Genomic DNA, 21,211 nt, shown 5'->3' with positions numbered 1-21,211 from the left:
TCGGCTCAGGCGCCGGAGGTGGTCCTCGGGGTAGTCCCGGTCAGCGACTGGTGGCCCGGGCCCTCGATCTCGACCTCCTCGCGACGCAGGGTGTCCCTGATCGTCTCGACATGCTCCTCGACGCCCTTCTGCACCACGACCTCCTCGACGACGTGCGCGGTCTTGGACACCACCACTTCCTCGTCGGTCTCGGTCATGACGATCTCGCGGTCGGTGAAGGCATCGGCACCGACCGTGGCGCCGGCGCCGACCGGTCGGCGGAACACCGAGACCGTCTCGTTGCGCAACTTGATCTGTTCCTCGACCGGCCGCTCCACGACATAGCGGCGCACCCGGGTGGTCCCGCGATCGACCGTCCGCTTGCCGACCTCCAGCGTCTCCTCTGACAGCGCGATCACTTCCTCGCTGCGCCGGTCGGTGCCGGCGGTGCCGGACAGGTCAGGCATCGGCAGCGCGCTCGAGGGGTCCGCGTGCGGCGCCGTCGCGGCCGGGCTGTCGAGGCTGACGGCGGCCGCGGCCACGGGTGCGGGCACGGGCACGGGCACGGGCACGGGTGCGTCGCCATAAACGCCGGTCGCGCTGTACTGGGAATGACGCTCATCGAGGTCGATCGGGTCGTGCCGATCCAGGATGTCGTTGATCTCGTCGATGCGGTCATGCTCGGCGACGACCGTCACGACGGTGCCGCCCGACCGGATCGACTGGTCATACAGCGCGTGATGCTCCCGGGTCACCTCGGAGTCGCCGGTCAGCCACGCCCAGAAACCGCGATGTTCCGGCTCCGCGGCGGTGCCGGCGGCGTCGTACGACTGGGCATAATGCTCGATCGAGTTTGCCGGGATGCCGGCAGCGATCAGGTCGTTCACCGCCGCCTCGGCATGCGGCGCGGTATCGAAGACGGCGACGATCGTTTCAGTGGGCATCTTGCTCTTCCTCGGATGGGACGGCGGGCGAATGCGAAGATGTGCCCACGGGCGATCGCGTCACCACGGCTTCCTGCGCCCGAAGCTCGACCACCTCGTGGTGGTGGCGGACGCTGCGGACGCGGGTGATGCGGACCTCCTTCGTGAGCCTGAGGCGCCGCACGACGACCGCGACTTCCTCCACGACCGGAATGATGAGCGTGTCGCCTTCCTGCCGGATGTCCGGCACCTCATCGATCAAGCGACCGATTTCGACATGCTCGATGTCCACGTGCTCGCTGGCGAGGGTCTCGTCCACCGTCTGCTGGCGCGTCCGGGTGACGGTGGCGACACGGACCTGGCCGGTCTCGTGGACACGCCGCTCGATCTCCAGGCGTTCGGCGTGGAGCCGCATGATCTCGGTGTCGGGCAGGTGCGCCGGAAAACTGTCGCTCAAACTGCACCCCCAGGGATCGGGGTCGAGGTGACGCCCGAAGCGTGAGCGCGTCCAGGGGGCCGGCGGTTGCCGCGACCTCTCGCGCGTGCAGTCACGGCGGCGTGAGCGGTGGTCAGACCTTGGTATCGGCCTTGAATGCGCCACGGCTGCCCTGCGGCTTTTCCGGCCCCACCGTGGAGTCACGCTCCGTCTGCTGCTCGAGTTCGGCGTTCAGCTCGGCGCCCATCAGCACGACGATGCTGGAGATCCAGATCCAGGTCATGAAGCCGACGACCGCGCCGAGCGAGCCGTAGGTCTTGTTGTAGCTGCCGAAATTCGCGACGTAGTAGGAGAAGGCAAGCGAGACCACGACCCACAGGACCGCCGCAACCGCACTGCCCCAGCTGACCCACTGCCAGCGGGCACGATTGCGGCTCGGGCCGTAGCGGTAGATCAGCGCCAGGGTGCCGGTGAGCACGGCCACCATGAACGGCCAGCGTGCCACGTCCAGCACCGTCCCGGACACTTCGCCGAGGCCGACGAACGCCAGCACCAGCGGCACGGCGACCACCGCCAGCAACGCCACGATGATGAACGCCACCGCACCGAGGGTGAAGGCGAGCGAGGTGAGCGTCAGCTTGACGAAGCTGCGCTTCTCCTTCTCGTGATAAACGACGTTGAGCGCGTCGAACAACGACTTCATCCCGGCATTGGCGCTCCACAGCGACGTCGCCAACCCGACGATCGCGCCGAAACCCAGCGCCTTGTGCCCGCTCGAGGTCAGCGCCGTGACCTGCGCCTTGATGATGTCGAGGCCGCCTCCCGGAATGACGCCGCCGAGACCCTTGAGCTGGTCGCTCAGGCTCGCGGGGTCGGTGATCAGGCCGTAGATCGAGATCAGGCTGGCGAGCGCGGGGAACAACGCCAGCAGGCCGTAGAAGGTGACACTGGCCGCCTCCGCCATCACCCGGTCCTGGTTGAAGCCGGCGCCGGCGCGCTTCAGGACGTTCCACCAGCCCTTGGCCGGGATCTGCCGCGGCGAATACGCATCGGCGCCGGCGCGGGACGACTCGGCGTCGGTGGCGACGGTGCCCTTCATGTCGGGCTTCGGCGAGTGCGCGGGCTGGTCGGCGTCATGGGGAAAGGTGGACCGGGATCCAGCGTGTTCGCGACGCGGGTCGGGCAGCACCAGCCCGGCAAGGGCAAGGCCTGCCAGCAATACGGGATGGGGCCGGTTCACCTGTGCCATGGAGAGCCGATCCTGCAATGAAGTGGCGACAGCGCAACAACCGGGTGGAAGTTGCCGGCGATCGGCAGAGCCACTGTGCGGGTCGATCGGGCGCGACGGCGCGCCAGGCGGGTGTCATGTCCCGGCGCCAGAGCGGCGCCTTTTCGTCATTGACCTGGTTGGTGGCACGCGGCCGGTGGCGACCCGCGCTCGATGCCGAGTTGCTGACCGCCGATCACGATGTCAGGCCATACCGGCGGGACGGTGGAAACCTGACCACCCAGAAGGGCCGTTCGGATCTCCGGGCAATCGTACGGCAGGATGAAGGATCCGGCGACGTCCCAGTTCCCACCGGGCCGGGCTTCGTAGATCTCCACCCTGCCGCCGACCGAGCCGACGAAGGCCAGCTGCTGCGATCCGTCATGCCTCAGATCGAGGAAAACCGCGTCGCACGACATGGTCCTGACCGTCAGACACGGCGGTATCCACCCGTACGAACCCGACTTCGGGGATGCGAGCGATGCAAGCAGAGCAGAAGGAAGCGTCCGACCGGCCGGATGCACCGTGACGTTATGACGGATATCCTCGGCGTCGGGTTTCGCCTGCGGCGTCCCGGTAGGATCTCCCTGCCGCGACAGGGCGATTTCAGCGCGCGCCTTGTCCCTGATGACATCGGTGTCGTGCGCCGGCGGCTCGTCCCGCAGGCGCTCCAGGGCTGCCAGGCCGTAGCGCAGGCCGTGGACCCGCAGGAAATCGTAATCGAACGTCGCTGCAGGCGCCTCGCCGGAACGCAGCCGCGCCACCTGGCTGGCGACGGCCAGTCGGGTTGGATCCAGCACCGGGCTGAGCAGGCTGACGGCGAGCAGCACCATGACCATCGACGTGGCGACGTTGACGCTCTCCAGGATCTCGAGCCAGCGCCCCGGCCGAACCGCGGCCACCGCGTAGCCGATGGCGTAGAGCGCTCCGACCAGGAGTGACGCCGCCGAGTAGATGCGCTCGATCGACCAGCCATGCTGGGCAACGCGCAGTCCGAGCGCCACGATCGCGAGCGCAACGATCGGCACCAGCAGGATGGCGCCGACCCGCCCGGCCACCAGGATCAAGGCGGGGCGGTCGCTGTTGGACAGGCCGTCCTGATATGCCCCGTTGATCAGAAGAACGAGAAGCAGGGCGGCTACGGAAAGGATGAGGCCGGCATGGCGGGTGCCCCAGAGCGGATGCAACGACACGAACAGCAGGCTGACGACAAAGACGGTCGTGATGGCGACCAGGACCGGCAGAAGCGAGGAGAGCAGCATCAGGACCAGCGAGCGGGCTCCATCGACGAGGCGGGCCCTGGATGCGGTCACATGGATCGAGAACGCCACCGCCAGCCACGTCGTGGGCTCCGCGAACCATGGCTTCGTGATGACGCGCTGAAACCCGTGCAGCCCGATCAGTGCGAACAGAGCCACTCCGAGCCAGAGGATGGCCCAGAAAAAGCCGACAAAGACGAACGTCAGGCCAAGCTGGATCGCCAGTCTCCAGGACGTCTCGAACAGGCGCGGATAACCGGGGCGCCAACGCCGATCCGCCTCGCCCGCCATAATCAGGGACTGGGTCATGAACAGCGCGGCCGTCAGGAGCAGACCGAATCCGAAGGTCTGCCCGACCGCCGCAACCCCCGCGCCCGGCGGGGACATCTGCCGCGCGCCGTGATGGAAACTCAGCGCGGCCACCATGACGGCGGCAATCGTGAGCCAGCAGGCGATCGTCCGGCCCCGGAGACTTCCGATACTGACGGACGCCAGCACAGGCAGCGCGACAACCAGGGTCAGGAGAGGCCCGAACAGCAGGGGACGCGTCGCCGGCCATGAATGTCCACGCGCAGCCTCGAACAGAAGATACAGCAACAGGCCCTGCGCCAGCCCGAGACACGCCCTCGCGACAAGATTGCGACGCGATGCAGTCTCGCCGCTGAGTGCAGTCAGTTTCATGAAGTGGTCGCCTCGCAGCCGCCCCGGCAGGTTTCCGACACCGTGCATCCCGCACGCGTGGCCGCTCCGTATCTGATCCGGCTGCGTCCGCTAGCCACATCTGGCGGGCGTTCGTCACACTTATCAAGCGTCGGCGCGGAAATCAGGTTCGCGCGCGCGGTGCTGCATCAGCAGCGCGACCCCGAGACTGATCCCGTAGCCCCAGAGCAGCCACGCGGCGCCGAGGCGGCACACCTGGTCGCTGCCGGAATACAGGCCCGGCTGCCAGCGCAGCGCCGTGGCGTCGATCAGGGTGGCGACGGTGACCACGAGTGCCGTGCCCGGCACCAGTTGCGCGGGAGCGAGTGCCGCCATCCGACGGGCCGCCAGGATGCAGAGCCAGCAACCCGGGAGGCTGGCCAGGAAGAGGAGATCTCCGCGCCACGGATCGGCGACCTGGGCGGGAAGAAAGCGGATCCAGGCAAGCGCTCCGACCCAGAACCCGATCGCGATGGCGCACAGGATGACGACCTGGCGAATGCTCAGCATCGAACGTCTCCCAACCGTGTAACACACGTTACATAGTAGATCGATGTAACGGGTGCTACAGGAATCGCATGGCGATCCGAGCAGACGGTGAAGAACCCGGAGAGCGCAAGGCGCGCCGGGCGAGCCTGACCGACGACATCGCCCGCATCGTGCTGGCGGACGGCCTCAGCGAGTTGGGATTGCGCGGGTTGGCGGCCCGGCTGTCCACGAGCGGGCGCATGCTGCTGTATTACTTCGGCACCAAGGAGGCGCTGGTCGTCGCCGTTCTGACGCGCATCTCGGAGCAGATGGGCGTGATCCAGTCGGCTGAATTCAGCGGGGCGCTGCTGACACCGGGGGCCTTCCTCGGCAGGGTGCTGGAACTCGCCCGCTCACCGGAAATCGTCCCGTTCATGCGGGCCTGGACCGAAGTGGTCGCACGTGGCGCACGGGGCGAAGCGCCCTACGACAGCTTTGCCGCGCACACGGTGGGCGAGTGGATCACGTGGATCGACAGCCGGCTGCTGCCCGCATCGCGCAGGCCGGGTCAGGCGGCCGCGATCCTGGCGATCGTCGACGGGATCACGCTGCTGGAGATGGCACGGCCCGGCACGACGATCCAGGCGCAGACTTTGCTGCCGGGGCTGCTGGACGGAACCGGGCCGACGGACGGCGTTTGAACCGTGTTGGTCCTGATGATCGCCGAGGTAGCCATGACCGAAACGCACCACCCAGCTTCCACCCATCATGCCGCCGCGACGCATGCGCGGAGGCCCGGCTTCCGGACCCTCGGCGGCAGCGCCCGCCAGCTTCCGGCGAACAGCCGGCATGTCGGCGCGGTGCCGGACGACCATTTCATCGAGACCAGCATCTATGTGCGCCGGCGCGACGAGACGGCGCTGGTGGCCAGCCTCGACCAGGCAGGCAGTGATCCGGCTGCACGGCGGGTCAAGCTCGGCGCCGGGCGCGCCACCCTGTACGCCAACGACCTCCGCGAGCTCTCCGACTATGCCAGCCTGCACGGCCTCACCGTCATCCAGGTGGACCCGGCCCGCCGGCTGATCCGGGTCGGCGGCAACGCGGCCGCGATCGATGCGGCATTCGGCACCGCGATGGGGATGTACGACGCGGGCTCCGGCCAGTTCCGCGGCCATGTCGGCGACATCCAGCTGCCGGACCACCTGCACGGGCTGGTCGAGTCCGTGCTCGGGCTCGACAGCCGGGCGATCGCGCACACCCGCATCGTGCGTCCGCACAAGGCGCAGCCGGCCGGGCTCGAGCCCAACAAGATCGGGCCACTCTACCAGTTCCCGACCGGCGTCGACGGCACCGGCGTCACCATCGCGCTGATCGAGCTCGGCGGCGGATTCACCGCGGCCGACAACACCGCCGCTTTCGGGGCGATGGGACTGGCGGTGCCGAGCATCACGGCGGTGTCTGTCGATGGCGGCACCAACATGACGGGCACCGACGCCGATGGTGAGGTGGCGCTGGACATCCAGGTCTCGGGCGGCCTGGCGCCAGGCGCGCGGATCGCGGTCTATTTCACGCCCAACACGGACGCCGGCTTCTCCGACGCGATCAGCCAGGCGGTGCATGACACGACCAACACGCCGTCGGTGATCTCGATCTCCTGGGGCGGCCCGGAGAACAGCTGGACCTCCACCTCGGTCACGACGATGAACGGGGTGCTGCAGGACGCGGCGACGCTCGGGATCTCGGTCTATGTCGCGTCCGGCGACAGCTTCGCCACCGACGGGGTGGATGACGGCAAGGCGCATGTCGACTTCCCGGCCTCCTCGCCGTTCGCGATCGGCTGCGGTGGCACCCACATCACCGTTAGCGGCACGAAGATCAGCCACGAGGTGGTGTGGAACGACGGTGCCGCGGGCGGTGGCGGCACCGGCGGCGGCATCAGCGACCTGTTCGACATTCCCGCATTCCAGAGCGGCGTGACGCTGCCACCGAGCGTGAATGCCGGGCGCAAGGGACGCGGCGTGCCGGACGTGGCGGGCGATGCGGCCCCCGGCAGCGGCTACATCGTTGTGGTTGGCGGGCAGAAGGAGGTGGTGGGCGGCACCAGCGGCGTCGCACCGCTCTGGGCCGGGCTGACCGCGCTGATCAACCAGAAGGCGTCGGTGCCGGTCGGTTTCCTGCCGGACTACCTGTATCCGCAAGTCGAGGCCGGCCAGGCGCTGACGGTCGAGATCACCACCGGCGACAACAAGCCGGAAGGCTCGGCACTCGGCTACGCTGCCGGCCCGACCTGGAACGCCTGCACCGGGCTTGGACGTCCGAACGGGCAGGCGTTGTTCACGGCCCTGACCGCCCGGACTGCCTCAGGTGGCCCGACGGCGAGCTAGGACTCGCTTATCCGGCGATCCGCTGCAGGATGGCGATGCTCTCGACGCAGGCTGCGGCGGCTTCCCGGCCCTTGTTGTGGACGTCGCCGCGCGAGCGGCTGATCGCCTGGTCCTCGGTGTAGGTGGTGAGGATGCCGAACGCGATCGGCACACCGGTGGAGAGCGTCGCCTGCATGAGGCCGGTCGCCGCACCCAGGCTGATGAACTCGAAATGCGCGGTGTCGCCCTTGATCACGCAGCCGAGGCAGATCACCCCCTGGTAGCGGCCGGTGCGCGCCAGCGCCTGGGCGATCAGCGGCAGCTCGTAGGCGCCCGGGGCGGCGATCACATCGGCATCGGCGACCGGGATCTCATGCTCGGCAAGCCATTCCAGCGCGCCGCGTCGCAGGCCGCCGGTGATGTCGTCGTTGAAGCGGCTGACCACCAGGGCGATCCGGGGCGGCGTCTCGAAGCGGAGGTCGGGCAATGCGGGCGGTGTGTTGGTCGCCATGATCGTCTTCTACTCCGCCGCGTACTGCGTTGTCTGGGCTGCATCAGGGTGCAACGTGTGGCCCATCCGGTCGCGCTTGGTGCGCAGGTAGGCCTGGTTGTAGGCGGTCGCAGGCACCTCCAGCGAACGCCCGGCCACGGTGAAGCCGCGCTCCTCGAGAGCCGCGATCTTGGCCGGATTGTTGGTCATGAGGTCGAGGTGGCGCACGCCGAGATGGCGCAGGATCGCCGCCGCCACCGACCAGTCGCGCGCGTCGGTCACGAAGCCCAGCCGGTGGTTCGCCTCGATGGTGTCGAGCCCCTCGTCCTGCAGCGCGTAGGCGCGGACCTTGTTGGCGAGCCCGATGCCCCTGCCCTCCTGGTCCCGCAGATAGAGCAGCACGCCGGAGTCCGAGGCGGCGATCTGGTCGACCGCGGCATGCAGCTGCGGACCGCAGTCACAGCGCAGCGAGCCGAACACGTCTCCGGTCAGGCACTCCGAATGCAGTCGCACCAGCGGCGATCGGCCGGGCGGAGCGGCGGCGGGATCGCCCTTGACCAGCGCCAGGTGCTCGCCGCCGGCGGCGTCGCGGTAGGCGTGCATCTCGAACACGATGTCGCCGCCGGCCTCGGAACGGATCGGCAGGCGTGTGGTGGCGACGTGCGTCACCGCCGCATCGGCGGGCGGTTCGGCATCGGCCGGCTGGCGCAGATACGCGACCAGTTCGGCGATGGTCACCACCGGCATCCCGTGCCGGGCGGCAAACTCACGCAGTTCCGGCATCCGCGCCATGCTGCCATCGGCGCTCATCACCTCGCAGATCACCGCCGCCGGCTGCAATCCGGCCAGCCGCGCCAGCTCGATCGAGCCCTCGGTGTGGCCCGGCCGCGCCAACACGCCGCCCTCGACCGCACGCAGCGGGAACACGTGGCCGGGCGATACCAGGTCGGATGGCGCCGCCGCGGGATTGATCGCGGCCTGGATGGTGCAGGCGCGATCATGCGCGGAGATGCCGGTACTGACGCCCTCGGTCGCCTCGATCGAGACGGTGAAGGCGGTGGTCCGCGGCGCCCGGTTGACGGGCACCATCATCGGCAGGCCGAGCCGGTCGACCTGCGCCGCCTCGAGCGGCAGGCACACCAGCCCGCGGGCGTGGGTCACCATGAAGTTGATCGCCTCCGGGGTCGCGAATTCGGCGGCGAGCACCAGGTCGCCCTCGTTCTCGCGATCCTCGTCATCGGTCATCACGACCATGCGGCCGGCACGGAGCGCCTCGATTGCCGCCTCGATGCCGGATGTCATTGATCTCGGGGCCATTCATCATCATCCCAGGCGGTGGTCAGGAAGTCGGAGAATTCCGGCAACAGCGACAGCGGCGAGACGTCGCCATCATCGCGGGCCAGCGCAATCGCCCAATGGTCGGGCGCGGCGTCGTCCAGGGGCGGCCGGCGGATCGTCAGCCAGTCGTCCCAGAGCCCGGCCTCGCGCAGGCTCCGCAGCAGGGTCGGGCCGGCCTCGACCATCGCCCACAGCACGCCCGCGTCGGCGAGGGTCGGCAGCAGCAGCTCGAGCCTCGGCACCGGGCGAACGTCGAAGCCGCGGGCAGTGGCGGCCTGCACATAGGCGGCCGGGAGCCGGTGCGGCTGGCCCAGCACCGCCAGCAGGCGGCGGCGGCCGGGATGGTCGGTCAGGTGGCGCACGGTGAAGGAAGGGGTGTCGGCCAGGATGGTGCCGGTGCCGGTGATGATGGCGTCGGTGCAGCGCCGCAGCCGGTGGGCGAGCCTGAGCGAGGCGGCGGACGTGAAGGTCGTGGCCCCCGGCGGCGGCGTCATCCCGCCGGTCGCATCGAGCGCCTGCTTGACGGTGATCCAGGGGCGGCCGGTGGTGGCACGATGGCGGAACGGGGCGATCAGCGCGGCACAGGCTTGGGCGGCCGCAGTCCCGGGATGGTCGTGGGCGAGGGTATGGACCGCGAGGCCGGCCGCGCGCAGGCGTTCCGCGCCATGGCCGGTGACCCGGGTGTTGGGGTCGGGCACGCCGATCCAGACGGTCCGGATCGGGGTGGCCAGGATGGCTTCGGTGCAGGGTCCGGTGCGGCCGGTATGGTTGCAGGGCTCGAGCGTCACCACCAGCGTCGCGGCCTGCGCGGTCAGACCGGCCTGGTCGAGCAGGCGCAGGGCGAGCGCCTCGGCATGCGGCTCGCCGGCCCGGCGGTGTGCGGCCGCGACCAGGATGCGGCCGCCGGCATCGAGCACCGCACAGCCGACCGGGGGGTTTGGCATGGTGGCGCCGACAAACGCGCACGCCGCCTCGACCGCAGCCCGGAAGGCCGCATCGATCTCCGGCGGCAGGTCCGGCGACGGAGCCCGGGCCGGCGCATCGGCGGACGCAAACAATGTGTCGTGCAACGGCAACGCCGCGATCATGGCCAGTCGGATCCCGTCCAGTCGGACGTTATCAGGGCGCAGCCGTCCGACCGCGCCGTCCCGCTTGCCGGGAGGGCACGTGCGTCGGCGTTCTCTCTCATCCGGACTATACCGTCGGCTCCGGGATCACACCGGATCTGCTGACCCTGCCGGGTGTGACCGGCAGGCGCTCGCGGGCTGATGGGCCGGATGACTGTCGCCACCCGATATCCAAATACCGCCGGTGGGGAGTTGCACCCCGCCCCGAGAACGTCTCTGACACCGCATATGGCCCTTTCGGCGTGCACCGCCAAGTGGTGCGGGCGGCTGGCCGCGGGTCGGGTGTCGCAGCGGCATTGCCTCGAGCGCGGGCATCACCCAACTACTGGGGCGTCGGCCGGCCTGCGTGTCTGCAGCCGCCGCGACAGGATGAGAGGCGCTCGGACATGTATAGCGGGATCGCGCAGGCGGTGGTTCCGGTGATCGACCGGACCGCGGGCGACGGCAGCACCAGCTACACGCTGCGACTGCCGGCCGAGCTGCTGGACGGGCTGAAGCTCGGCGCCAGCGTCAACGTCGATGGCGTGTGCCTGACCGTGGTGACGATGGCGGGCGACCTGGTGTCGTTCGACGTGTCCGACGGCACCATGGCGATCACCAATCTCGGCGACCGCACGGTCGGCAGCCGGGTCACCGTCGAGCGATCGATGCGGGCCGGCGACGAGAACGGCGGCCACAACGTGACCGGCCATGTCAGCGGCACGGCGCGCGTCACCGGCATCAATACCTCCACCGGGGCGCTGTTCCTGCGCGTGGCCATACCGGAGCCGCATCGCAGATACGTGTTCGTGCGCGGCTACCTGGCGCTGAACGGCTGCAGCCTGACGGTCGCCGAGGCGGACGAGGCCACCGGCGAGGTCAAGATCAACCTGATCCCGGAAACCGTGCGCCAGACCAGCCTCTCGGACTACCGGATCGGCGACCGCATCAACTACGAGGTCGAGCTGCAGACGCAGATCATGGTGGACACCATCGAGCGCTGCGTCCGGCAGTCGCTCCAGCGCGCCGCCTGATCCTGGCCATCGCCCAGCCGACGCGCTTCGGGCTGCCCTCCGACGAGGGATCGAAGGATTTCGGCATCTTCATGCCGATCGCCAATGGCGGCTGGATCCTGTCCTCGACGACGCCGGTGATCGACGGATCCTACGAGTCCAACCGCCGTGCGGCGCTCCTGGCCGAGGAGATCGGGCTCGACTTCATCATGTCGATGGCGAAGTTCCGCGGCTATGGCGGCCGCACCGACCACTGGCGCAGCTCGCTCGACAGCATGGTGCTGATGTCGGCGCTCGCGGCTCTCACCAGCCGGGTCAAGATCTGGACCACCTTCCACACGCTGCTGCAGAACCCTGCCGTGGCCGCCAAGATGATCGCCACGCTGGACCAGGTGAGCCATGGCCGCGCCGGGCTGAACGTGGTGCCGGGCGCCTTCAGGGGCGAGTTCTCGCAGATGGGCGCCTGGCCGGACACCATCAGCCACGACGACCGCTACGAGCTTGCCAGCGAATGGCTGCGTGCGATCAAGGCGCTGTGGACCGAGCCGTCGGTGACGATGCAGGGGCGCTATTTCAACTTCGAGGACTGCCAGTCGGATCCGAAGCCGGTGCAGACGCCGCGGCCCTTCATCGTGGCCGCTGGGATGTCGGAACGCGGCATGCGGTTTGCGATCGAGGAGACCGACGCGATCTTCATCGGCGGCCGCGACGATGACGAACTCCGCAGCACCAGCCTGCGCGCGAAACAACTGGCCCGCGACGCCGGTCGCCGGCTGCGCACCTACGCCATGCTGATCCTGGTGATCGAGGATAGCGACGCGGAGGCCGACGCCACCATCGAGCGGTTCCGCGCCGGCTTCGACGAGGAGGCGTTCGTCGGGATGATGCGGTCGTACGGCATGATCGATGCCGAGATCGGCTGTGAGAACGCCTTCACCGCCCGCGCCCGCACCGGCATCACCGCACCGCACGCGGCGGGCAGCCCGGCCACCATCGGCGCCCGGATGACGCAGCTGATCGAGCACGCCGACCTCGACGGCATGATGCTGATCTTCCCGGACTACCAGAGCGGCCTGGCCCGTTTCGGCGCCGAGATCCTGCCGTCGCTGCGCGCGCGGTTTGCGGCGTGACCGATGCTGCTCCGGTGGCCGGGTTCCGGCTAACGCGACGCCTGGTCTCCTGACCCGGTCGGGGCGCGCGTGGCCTTTTCCTCCGCAGCCTCCCAGCCGCCGCCCAGTGCGCGATACAACGCGACCAGGTCGGTGTCGATCTCGGTGTCGCTGGTGGCGAGATCGTTCTGCGATTGCAACAGCTGCGCCTGTGAGGAAATCACGTTGAGGAAATCCGCGACGCCCTGCTGGTAGCGCTGCCGTGCGGCGTCCAGCGCGACCGCGTTCTGGCGTGCGGCATCGGCAATCTCGCGGTGCCGCCGCTGTGCCTCGGCATATGCGGTCAGCGCGTTATCGACATCCTGCCAGGCTTGCAGCACGGTCTTCTGGAAATCGAGTGCCGCCTCGCGCTGCTGCGACTTTCTCAGGCGGAGTTCGCCGCGCAACTGGCCGCCCCGGAACAGCGGGATGCTGATCTGCGGACCGAGCTGGAAGGCGCGGCTCGGCAGGCTGAACGCGTCGGCGATGATGCGGCCGTCGGCATTGACGGCGCCGGTGAGCGACACGTCGGGATAGAAATCGGCGACCGCGACACCGGTCTGCGCGGTGGCCGCGTGCAACCTGGCTTCCGCTTCGCGAACATCCGGGCGGCGACGGACGAGCGAACCCGGCACGCCGACCGGAACCACCGGCGGCACCGCGGGCAAAGCCGCCGGCATCCGCAGTTCGGCGTCGAGCGCACGCGGCGGCTCGGCCAGCAGCAGGCCGATCGCGTTGATCAGCGCTGCTTCCTGGGTGCGCAGCGTCGGCAGGCTGGCCGCCACCGTCGCCAGCTGCGATTGCGCCTGCGCGAGATCGAGCGTGTTGGCGACGCCATTGGCAAAGCGGGTGTGCACCAGACGGTTGTTCTGGTCGGCCAGCGCCAGGTTGGTCTCCGCGACACCGATCTGCGTCTGCACGCCGCGCAGCTGCAGATAGTTCTGCGCCAGTTCCGCCAGCGACGACAGCGCGATGCCGCGGCGGTTCTCGACCGAGGCCTGCAGCTCGGCATTGGCGGATTCGACGCTGCGGCGCACCTTGCCGAACAGGTCGAGTTCCCAGGAACTGCTCAGGCCGTTCTGCCAGATGTCGTAACCGAGCGGCGCATAAGGCGCCGGCTGCACCAGCGAGATGAAGCCGGTCGGGCTCTGCCGCTCGTGCAGGTATGAGGACTGCTCGCTGATCTGCGGCAGACCCTGCGCCGCCGCCACCTGACGTTGCGCGCGGCCCTGGATGATGCGCTCGGCCGCAGTCTGCAGGTCGAGATTCTGCGCCACCAGGCGGTCGACCAGCGAGACCAGCTCGGGATCGTTGAAGCTCCGCCACCATGTCGGGTCGATCGTACCGGCCACCGTGCGGCTCGGCACGTCGGCAGTTTCCGGACCCCACACGCTCGGCGACGCCACGGTCGGCGGGCGAAAATCCGGCCCGACCGTGCATCCCGCAATTCCGAGGCAAGCGCTCACAAGGAGCGTCCGGGACAGGGAAAAACGCACCCGCATCGCTCAGTGCACGGTGATGCGGTTGGGGGAGTTCTCCTGGTCGGCGACGACGTTCTCGAGGCCGGTATGGATCGTCGTCTCCACCGAGAAGCCGACACGCAGCAGTTTCGCCAGCGGCTGGTTCGGCGAAAGCACGATCTTGACCGGCAGGCGTTGCACGATCTTGGTGAAATTGCCGGTGGCGTTGTTCGGCGCGATCGGTGCGAACGCCGCACCCGACGCCGGCGGCACGCTGTCCACGATGCCATCGAGATCGATGTCGTAGGCATCGACATGAATCGTGACATGCTGGCCGCTGCGCACGTGACGCAGCGCGAGCTCCCGGTAGTTGGCCTCGATATACACCCGGTCGAGCGGCACCACCGTCATCAGCACCGCACCCGGCCCGACATAATTTCCGACCTGCACCGAGCGGTTGCCGACCATGCCGTCGAACGGTGCGGTGATGGTGGCGTAGCTGAGATTGAGCCTGGCCTGCTCGAGCTGCGCGCGATCCGCCTTGACCGTGCCCTCCGACGAGGCTTGCTGCGCCTGCAGCACCTGCATCTGCCGGCGCGACGCCTCGAGGGCAGCCTTGGCACTATCCAGCGACGCCTGGTTTTCCGCCGTCGTGGTGTCGGCCTGCTGGCGCTGCTGCGTGGTGCCCGCACCGGTGGCGGCGAGATTGCCGTAACGGCGCGCGTCGGCCTTGGAGAATGCGAGCCTGGCTTCAGCCGATGCCACCGATGCCTGCTGCTCCTCGATCAGCGGCGGCTGCCGGGCGACGTTCGCGGACGCGTTGGTGACCTGCGCGGTATCGCGCGCCACCGCCGCCTCCGCCTGCGCCACCGAGGTCTGGAAGTCGCGCGGATCGAGCGTCGCCAGCACCTGGCCGGCATGCACCAGCTGGTTGTCGTCGACCATGACGCCGTTCACCTGGCCGGACACCCGCGGCGCCACCGTCGCGTAATGCACGGTGACGTAGGCATCGTCGGTCCAGACGTCGGGCTTCGGCACCAGGATCTGCACCAGCACCACGGCCACGAACCCCACGACGATCAGCCCGGCCACCACCCACGGCCACTTTGCCGGGGGCGCCGGCGGTGGTGGCGGCGGTGGCGGATCGGCCGGCTTGTCGTCCTTGTCCGACCCGGGCTTGTCGGACCTGAATTTTGGGGCGTCGTCAGCCATCCGGAATTCCTATTTCTTCGCGAACAGCAGGCGCGGCGGCAGGGTATATTCGGTGAGCAGGACGAGCACCACCATCAGCACGGCGGTGATTCCGGCGAAGACCAGGAACATGTCGCTGATGGTCAGGATCCGCGCCTGCTGCTCGATTGCCTGGGCGAACGCCTGCAGGCTGCCGGGCGAGCTTGGCTGGCCGTTCGGCAGCAGCGGCGGCGGATGTTGCGGCGTGATCTGTGGCGCCTGGATCAGCCGGTAGCGATCCTGCCCGACCTGGTCGACCAGTCGGTTGTAATGCAGCCCGCCGCGCCAGCGCTCGATCAGCTGCACCAGCCAGATACCGACCGCTTCGGAAATGGCGCGCGGGGTGTTGACGATGGCCGACGCGAACGGCGCCTCCTGCGGCCCCTTCACGGTGTTGGTCGCCATCATCAGCAGCGACACCACCACCATCGGCTGCCCGACGGTCTGCAACGCGAGCCAGAAAAAGAACGGTCCGCGATACCAGTCGATCGTCGCGAACGAGAGCCCGATGCAGGACGCCAGGATCATCGCCAGGCCGGCGAAATTCACCAGCCGGACATCGATGCTGGGATGTTCCAGCACCCAGGACACCGCCGGCAGCAGCACCAGCTGCGGGGCGGCGATCGCCAGTGTCACCAGGTAGAACTGCTCCGGCCGGTAGCCCTGCACCTGGCCCAGGAATGCGTTCGGCACGGTCCCGGCCGACTGCCCGATCAGCAGGAACAGGAACAGGCAGATGCCGCCATAGGCGAGGTTGCGTCGGCCCAGCAACTGCAGCTTCAGCAACGGCAGCTCGTGGAACCACTCATTGACCAGCAGCAGCGGGATCGCGACCACGCTCGTGAGCCCGAGCACGCAGATCAGCGGCGAGTTGAACCAGTCGAATCGGTCGCCCTGCTGCAGCATGGTGGTGAAGCTGCCCATGCCGACCACCAGCAGCAGCGCCCCGCGCCAGTCGAAGATGCGGAACCGCTCGAACCGCTGCGGGTCCTGCGGGATGCCGTACCAGGCAAGGGTGGCGGCTGCGGCACAGATCGGGATCGAGCTCAGGAACACGAAGCGCCAGCCGACCAGGTCGGTCCAGAGTGCCGCCATGGTCGAGGCGAGTGCGGGGGTGAAGGTCGCGGTCAGGGCGTAGAGGGCCAGGCCGTACAGCCGGATCGGCGGGTTCAGCACGCGCAGCGCGGTGGTCATCAGCAGCGGGATGGTGAAGCCGCCGGACAGGCCCTGGACGATCCGCAGGATGTATAGCGCCGACGCATCCGGCGAGAACGGGATCATGGCGCTCGACACGGCATTCAGCAGCAGCACGAACAGCGCGAACTGGCGCAGGCTGAACGTCACCAGAAGCCAGGGCGATAGCGCCATGCCGACCACCTCGGCACTGACATACAGGCTCTCGAACCAGGTGCCCGGATCGTGGCTGAGGCCAAGGCCGCCGGTCACGTCGCCCAATGCGATCGAGGTGACCTGATCGTTGAATTCGGAACCGATGGCGGCGATCAGGATACCGAGCAGGCCGAGAAATGGCCTCATCCGCGGCAGCCGTGGTCCGGGCTGTGGCGGCTCAGGATGAGTTCAAGCACGCCGTCCGATCCCCGCTCCGGTTGCGCGCAAAGAACCTCATCCGTTTCCCGCTCGTCAACCGTGCGCGGAACCCGTTTACGTGTGCGCCCGGTCGCGGATGCGGTCGGCAAGCGCCATCGCGGCAGCCGGTGCTCGGTGCTTGGCGCCGGAGATCACATAGGCGAACACGTCGCGTCCCCCGGCGGACAGCTCGCGCAGCCGGTGCGCCCAGCGATCGAGCTCGGCCGGCGCATAGCCCGCGGGCTCCGCGTCCTCGGTCCGCTGCAGCCGCAGATACACGAAGTCCGCGGTGATCGCCTCGACCAGGGCGTTCTTCTCGGAGTCGATGATCGCCCGCGCCACGCGGCGTTCGGTTAGCAGCGCGAGGGCCTCCGGGGAGGCAAAGCTCTCGTGCCGGGCTTCGATCACGTGGCGCAGCGGGAGCCCGTCCAGGGTCTCCGGCAGCAGGTCGAGGAACGGCGCCATCGCGGCCGCATCGAATTTCCGGGTCGGCGGCAGCTGCCACAGGATCGGCCCGAGCTTGGCCCCAAGCTCTGCCAGCCCGGAGTGGAGAAACCGCTCGATCGCCGGCGCCGCCTCCGCCGCATCCTTGCGCTGGGCCGCCCCGCGCGCCGCCTTGACCGAGAACACGAAGCCGTCCGGCGTCTCGTCGCGCCATTTGGCGAAGCTGGCCGGGGTCTGGGTGCGGTAGAAGGTGGCGTTGATCTCGATCGAGGCGAGCTTCGAGCTGGCATAGGCCAGCTGGTCCGCGGCCTTCACCGAGGGCGGGTAGAAGGTCTCGCGCCACGGCGGATACACCCAGCCGCCGATGCCGGTGCGGATCGTGCCGCTGTCCTTCGCCTGTTTCGCCATCGGCTCTCCCCGCTCCGGTGATTATCGTGACGCAGGCATGGCCGCCAGCACCAGCCTGATCCGGTGGCCGGGCAGCCAGCCGCCCGGGGTCGGGCTGAGGCCTTCGCGCACCAGTTCGGCCTTGATCAGGTCCGGATAGCGCGTGCAGCAGCCGGGCCGGTCCTGTGGCCGCTCGATGGTGATCTCGGTGAGGCCGGCGCGGCCGTAAGCCTGCACCGCACGCTGGACGATCCAGAGCGACTTCGCGTCGAGCGCGGCCTCGTCGTCCGCCTGCACCGCGAAGCGTACCTGCACCACCGGCGGGGGTGCGGCGGTCAGGTCCTCGCCGGGCACCTTGGGCATCGGCTTGGGCGGGTAGCCCCACTCGAACACCACGAAGCTCAGGCCGCCGACTTGCGGCACGTTCGCCGACTTGCTGGCGGCGTTGGCCACCGAACTGTTGCCATCGGTGCCGTTGAGCGGGTTGGGATAGGTGTACGCGGTGCCGAACGCGCTGGTGTCGGCACCGGTGGCAGGGTCGTGCAGGCTGTTGTCGAGCTTGGGGCGTGTCGACGGGTCGGGCAGCGGCGCGTCGTGCAGGCGCTGCGCCTCGGACGGTGGTCCGACGGCATGGAAATCGTAGCCGCCCTGCACCGGCAGGCTGAGCTTGAGCCCGCCGGGGGCTGGGTTGGTCGGGGATGCGGTGTCCGGTGACGACGCGTCCTGGCCGAGGGCCGCAAATGGTGCCAGCGAAAGCAGCAGGGCCAGCGCGCATCGGCGGAACACGGGCGCGAGCAGTGGCGTCATGCCCCGGACGCTAGAAGCAGCACGGCCTTCGGGCAAACGACGCTCTGTGTCGATCTGCAACCCGTCGACGCTTCGCGACACGACGCGGTAGGACAGGATCCTGCATCCTTGAACGAGCGCCGGCTGCATGAACACCGACGAATTCCCGATCGAGCTGCTGAAATTCCGCAGGCTCTGGATCCTGACACCGCTCGCCCAGATCGGGATCATCGCCACGCTCTACGTGCTGACGACATTGCTGTTCGCGCGCGGCTTCCGGCTGACCGGAAACATGCTCGGGGGACCACCGGAGGTCTGGATCCTCTTCGTTCCCATCACCGAAGAGATCCTGTTTCGCGGCTTCATCCTCGGGGCACTCGAGCGAGCCTACGGGGCGATATGGGCGATCGTCATCTCGTCGGCGCTGTTCGGCCTTTGGCACCTGAAGAACACGTTCTGGATGACCGATGACGACCTGGAAAGCCAGATCCTCTATACGGCTTTGGTTTTCGGCCCGATCACCGCTGCTCTCGCACTCAAGCTCCGCACGGTGTGGCTGGGCGTCATCCTGCACTACCTGAACAATTTTCCGACGGAACTGATGCCGCCACTCGGACACTGGCTCTGACGGAGCACATCGAGGCGCCTAACCGGTGCGAAACGCCACCACCGGGCCGTTGACGGCGATCCGCACCAGGTCGCCTTCATGCAGCGACAGGGCCTGTGCGCCGTTGATGCGTGCCACCAGCGGGGCGTCGAGCGTCGGCAGCATCAGGCCCAGGCTGGCATCGTGGCCGTAATAGGCGACCGACACCACGCGCGCATCGGCGCCATCCGAGAGCGCCGCACCCAGCACGATCTGCTCCGGCCGCACCATGACCTGCACGGGGCCCGCCTGTAGGGTGCCGGGCGCCAACACCAGATGGCCAAGCGCGCATTCGACACCGCCATCCTGGGCATGTCCCGGCAGCAGCACCGCCTCGCCGACGAAACGGGCGAGTTCGGCATCGACCGGGTTGCGATACAGCTCGGCGGGGGCGGCGATCTGCACCAGGCGGCCGCGGCGCAGCACCCCCACCTGGTCGCCCATCGACAGCGCCTCCGACTGGTCGTGCGTCACCAGCAGCGCGGTGGCACCGGCGCGTGACAACGCCTCCGCGACCGCGCGCCTGGTGCCGGCACGCAGCGCCGCGTCGAGGGCCGAGAACGGCTCGTCGAGCAGCACCAGGCCGGGCCGCGGCGCCAATGCGCGCGCCAGGGCGACCCGCTGCTGCTCGCCGCCGGACAGCGCCTGCGGCGGCCGCATCGCGTAAGTCGCCGGCAGCCCGACCAGTTCGAGCAGCGCTTCCGCCCGTGCCTGGTCGCGACGGCCGGTGCGATCGAGACCGAACAGGATGTTCTGGCCGACCGACAGATGCGGGAACAGCGCACCGTCCTGCGCGACGTAGCCGATCCGGCGATGCTCCGGCCGCACGTGCAGCCCCGGGCCCGACACCGGGCGGCCGGCAATGACGATGCTGCCCGCATCCGGCCGGTCGAAGCCGCAGATCAGGCGCAGCAGCGTGGTCTTGCCGCCACCCGACGCACCCAGGATCGCCACCAGGCTGCCCGGTGCCACCTGGAGATCGAGATCCGCCAGCACGGCCACGTCGCCGAACGACTTGGCGACGCCGACGATGTCGAGTGCGGTCATGCGTGACGCGTCCTGAGGGAGATCATCGCCTCAATGCGCAAAGTCGATACTTTCAATGGCAGCTGACCTGAGGATACTGCGTGATCCGACAGTTCGAGACGGTCGGCGGCAGCCTGATCGCTAGCGGCGTGGTCCTCGTCGCATAATAGCATCCGAGATAGAAGTGCCCATCGGGCGCTGCCGCCTTGTAGTTCAAGGTCCATCCGCCATCGCCCGGCTCCAGCGACGCCATTTCGGCGGGTGGACCGTCGAACACCTCGACAGCGCTCAACGAGTGTCCTCCGTCTGCCAGGGGGCACCGCGCGTCCGCACACGCTGCGGTGCCGGAGGCGATCAGGAGCAAGACGGCCTTCAGGCTACTCGACCACATAATAACGGCTCCCTTGATCAACCGGCTGAGCGTTCGAGTTCCGGAACCGCAGTATTCGTTTTTGCGGAGCATGCTTCGCCACGATCTTATGATGCTGCCGGATATTCCACTGATCGATAACCTCGAGACCCCGCGCATCCTGCCCAAGATAGATCGCCGCGTGGCTCGTTCCGTCCGTGTGGTTGCCGTAGCGCCCACTTGCATCGAACGTCGCGATCGCGGTTCCCGGCTTCAGGCCGGTATTGCCCTGGACCAGGGCCCCGCGCTTCCAGAAAGCAGTCAGGGGTGCACCCGTCGCTGTCTGGACCAACGGGACGCACTCACCCGTCCCGACGGATGATCGGCCAATGAACGAAAATGGCGCAGGGGAAACGTAGGGCACGGAACTGGGCCTCGTCGCGTGGAAAGAAGAACGGGTAACAGAACGGTTGTACGATCAGCAGAGAATGTATCAATGCGCTAGTGCTACAACCGTCTGCTCCTCATTCGAGTGGGAGAAGAACAATCAGGGTCGATCTGCCGGCACCGTTCGCCCAGGGCCGACTCCGGGTGCCACACCCTCACCCCGGGCGGAAAACACAGCATCAGATTACTGGAAGAATTCGGGATGCAGCTTTCGTAAAGCTTCCCGCTCGGCCAGAACCCGTGGAATGATTTCGCATATATCGCTGATTCTTCGGTCCAGAAGGAAACCCACCCCCGCCGCTCCTGCAAGGTCGGTTATCGCCTGTGCAGCATCGAGACATTCAACAAGAAATCGACTCT

Annotated in this window: 21 protein-coding genes and 1 riboswitch; of the genes, 5 read left to right on the top strand and 16 right to left on the bottom strand. The window is 68.4% G+C overall.

Annotated elements, in window-relative coordinates:
* Nucleotides 1–5: 5 nt before the first annotated feature.
* The 5 genes from ACOEQ2_RS11105 to ACOEQ2_RS11085 form a co-directional block, all read right to left on the bottom strand.
* Entirely contained in the window at nt 6–923 is a 918-nt protein-coding gene (locus ACOEQ2_RS11105; protein ID WP_419728046.1) for a YsnF/AvaK domain-containing protein, read from the bottom strand.
* Nucleotides 913–1,317, bottom strand: coding sequence for a DUF2382 domain-containing protein (locus ACOEQ2_RS11100; protein ID WP_419728045.1), 405 nt, complete (start codon nt 1,315–1,317; stop codon nt 913–915). Before ACOEQ2_RS11100 ends, ACOEQ2_RS11105 begins: the two co-directional genes overlap by 11 nt.
* A gap of 154 nt (nt 1,318–1,471) precedes the next feature.
* Entirely contained in the window at nt 1,472–2,587 is a 1,116-nt protein-coding gene (locus ACOEQ2_RS11095; protein WP_419728044.1) for a YihY/virulence factor BrkB family protein, read from the bottom strand.
* 146 nt (nt 2,588–2,733) lie between these two features.
* A complete protein-coding gene (locus tag ACOEQ2_RS11090; RefSeq protein WP_419728043.1) occupies nt 2,734–4,545 on the bottom strand; it encodes a DUF4153 domain-containing protein in 1,812 nt (603 codons plus the stop codon).
* Nucleotides 4,546–4,668: 123 nt separating this feature from the next.
* Complete coding sequence (locus tag ACOEQ2_RS11085; RefSeq protein ID WP_419728042.1) at nt 4,669–5,073, bottom strand: hypothetical protein; 405 nt, start codon at nt 5,071–5,073, stop codon at nt 4,669–4,671.
* Nucleotides 5,074–5,141: 68 nt separating this feature from the next.
* On the opposite strand from ACOEQ2_RS11085, the gene ACOEQ2_RS11080 reads away from it, so the two are divergent.
* Entirely contained in the window at nt 5,142–5,732 is a 591-nt protein-coding gene (locus ACOEQ2_RS11080) for a TetR/AcrR family transcriptional regulator (protein WP_419728041.1), read from the top strand.
* A 33-nt stretch (nt 5,733–5,765) separates the two neighbouring features.
* Nucleotides 5,766–7,415 carry a S53 family peptidase gene (locus tag ACOEQ2_RS11075; protein WP_419728040.1) on the top strand — a complete coding sequence of 550 codons (1,650 nt, stop codon included), beginning with the start codon at nt 5,766–5,768 and terminating at the stop codon, nt 7,413–7,415.
* A 7-nt stretch (nt 7,416–7,422) separates the two neighbouring features.
* Here the strand turns inward: ACOEQ2_RS11075 and ribH are convergent, their stop codons facing one another.
* From ribH to ribD, 3 genes are read right to left on the bottom strand one after another with little or no spacing between them, the layout of a single operon-like run.
* Complete coding sequence (gene ribH / locus ACOEQ2_RS11070; RefSeq protein ID WP_419728039.1) at nt 7,423–7,905, bottom strand: 6,7-dimethyl-8-ribityllumazine synthase; 483 nt, start codon at nt 7,903–7,905, stop codon at nt 7,423–7,425.
* Nucleotides 7,906–7,914: 9 nt separating this feature from the next.
* Complete coding sequence (ribB, locus tag ACOEQ2_RS11065; protein ID WP_419728038.1) at nt 7,915–9,201, bottom strand: 3,4-dihydroxy-2-butanone-4-phosphate synthase; 1,287 nt, start codon at nt 9,199–9,201, stop codon at nt 7,915–7,917.
* On the bottom strand, nt 9,183–10,235 hold the full coding sequence (gene ribD / locus ACOEQ2_RS11060; protein WP_419731198.1) for a bifunctional diaminohydroxyphosphoribosylaminopyrimidine deaminase/5-amino-6-(5-phosphoribosylamino)uracil reductase RibD: 1,053 nt from the start codon (nt 10,233–10,235) through the stop codon (nt 9,183–9,185). The genes ribB and ribD overlap by 19 nt, the downstream gene beginning before the upstream one ends.
* Nucleotides 10,236–10,395: 160 nt before the next feature.
* Nucleotides 10,396–10,565, bottom strand: a riboswitch (FMN riboswitch).
* Nucleotides 10,566–10,735: 170 nt separating this feature from the next.
* On the opposite strand from ribD, the gene ACOEQ2_RS11055 reads away from it, so the two are divergent.
* Together ACOEQ2_RS11055 and ACOEQ2_RS11050 are read left to right on the top strand one after the other, a co-directional pair.
* On the top strand, nt 10,736–11,362 hold the full coding sequence (locus tag ACOEQ2_RS11055) for a riboflavin synthase subunit alpha (protein WP_419728037.1): 627 nt from the start codon (nt 10,736–10,738) through the stop codon (nt 11,360–11,362).
* 71 nt (nt 11,363–11,433) lie between these two features.
* The gene (locus ACOEQ2_RS11050; protein ID WP_419728036.1) at nt 11,434–12,471 is read left to right on the top strand and encodes an LLM class flavin-dependent oxidoreductase; all 1,038 of its coding nucleotides are present in this window, start codon (nt 11,434–11,436) and stop codon (nt 12,469–12,471) included.
* Nucleotides 12,472–12,500: 29 nt separating this feature from the next.
* Here the strand turns inward: ACOEQ2_RS11050 and ACOEQ2_RS11045 are convergent, their stop codons facing one another.
* The 5 genes from ACOEQ2_RS11045 to ACOEQ2_RS11025 form a co-directional block, all read right to left on the bottom strand.
* Complete coding sequence (locus ACOEQ2_RS11045; protein WP_419728035.1) at nt 12,501–13,895, bottom strand: efflux transporter outer membrane subunit; 1,395 nt, start codon at nt 13,893–13,895, stop codon at nt 12,501–12,503.
* Nucleotides 13,896–13,994: 99 nt separating this feature from the next.
* Entirely contained in the window at nt 13,995–15,161 is a 1,167-nt protein-coding gene (locus ACOEQ2_RS11040; RefSeq protein WP_419728034.1) for an HlyD family secretion protein, read from the bottom strand.
* A gap of 9 nt (nt 15,162–15,170) precedes the next feature.
* Complete coding sequence (locus ACOEQ2_RS11035; protein WP_419728033.1) at nt 15,171–16,715, bottom strand: MFS transporter; 1,545 nt, start codon at nt 16,713–16,715, stop codon at nt 15,171–15,173.
* 126 nt (nt 16,716–16,841) lie between these two features.
* Entirely contained in the window at nt 16,842–17,618 is a 777-nt protein-coding gene (locus tag ACOEQ2_RS11030) for a DUF72 domain-containing protein (RefSeq protein ID WP_419728032.1), read from the bottom strand.
* Between the two features lie 21 nt (nt 17,619–17,639).
* The gene (locus ACOEQ2_RS11025; RefSeq protein WP_419728031.1) at nt 17,640–18,404 is read right to left on the bottom strand and encodes a hypothetical protein; all 765 of its coding nucleotides are present in this window, start codon (nt 18,402–18,404) and stop codon (nt 17,640–17,642) included.
* Between the two features lie 127 nt (nt 18,405–18,531).
* Here ACOEQ2_RS11025 and ACOEQ2_RS11020 point away from each other — a divergent pair, with 127 nt between their 5' ends.
* The gene (locus ACOEQ2_RS11020; RefSeq protein WP_419728030.1) at nt 18,532–19,011 is read left to right on the top strand and encodes a CPBP family intramembrane glutamic endopeptidase; all 480 of its coding nucleotides are present in this window, start codon (nt 18,532–18,534) and stop codon (nt 19,009–19,011) included.
* Nucleotides 19,012–19,029: 18 nt separating this feature from the next.
* Here ACOEQ2_RS11020 and ACOEQ2_RS11015 read toward each other — a convergent pair whose 3' ends face one another.
* The 3 genes from ACOEQ2_RS11015 to ACOEQ2_RS11005 all read right to left on the bottom strand — a co-directional run bounded on the left by ACOEQ2_RS11015 (nt 19,030) and on the right by ACOEQ2_RS11005 (nt 20,756).
* Nucleotides 19,030–20,076: an ABC transporter ATP-binding protein gene (locus ACOEQ2_RS11015; RefSeq protein ID WP_419728029.1), complete on the bottom strand. Its 1,047-nt coding sequence runs from the start codon at nt 20,074–20,076 to the stop codon at nt 19,030–19,032.
* Nucleotides 20,077–20,128: 52 nt separating this feature from the next.
* Nucleotides 20,129–20,347 carry an STY0301 family protein gene (locus tag ACOEQ2_RS11010; RefSeq protein ID WP_419728028.1) on the bottom strand — a complete coding sequence of 73 codons (219 nt, stop codon included), beginning with the start codon at nt 20,345–20,347 and terminating at the stop codon, nt 20,129–20,131.
* A gap of 85 nt (nt 20,348–20,432) precedes the next feature.
* A complete protein-coding gene (locus tag ACOEQ2_RS11005; protein WP_419728027.1) occupies nt 20,433–20,756 on the bottom strand; it encodes a BPSL0067 family protein in 324 nt (107 codons plus the stop codon).
* Between the last annotated feature and the right edge of the window lie 455 nt (nt 20,757–21,211).

The sequence above is a fragment of the Lichenicola sp. genome (assembly GCF_965198575.1).
GTDB lineage: Bacteria > Pseudomonadota > Alphaproteobacteria > Acetobacterales > Acetobacteraceae > Lichenicola.
The sequence above is the reverse complement of the archived record's forward strand: the minus strand, read 5'-3'. Positions and strand labels throughout refer to the sequence as shown.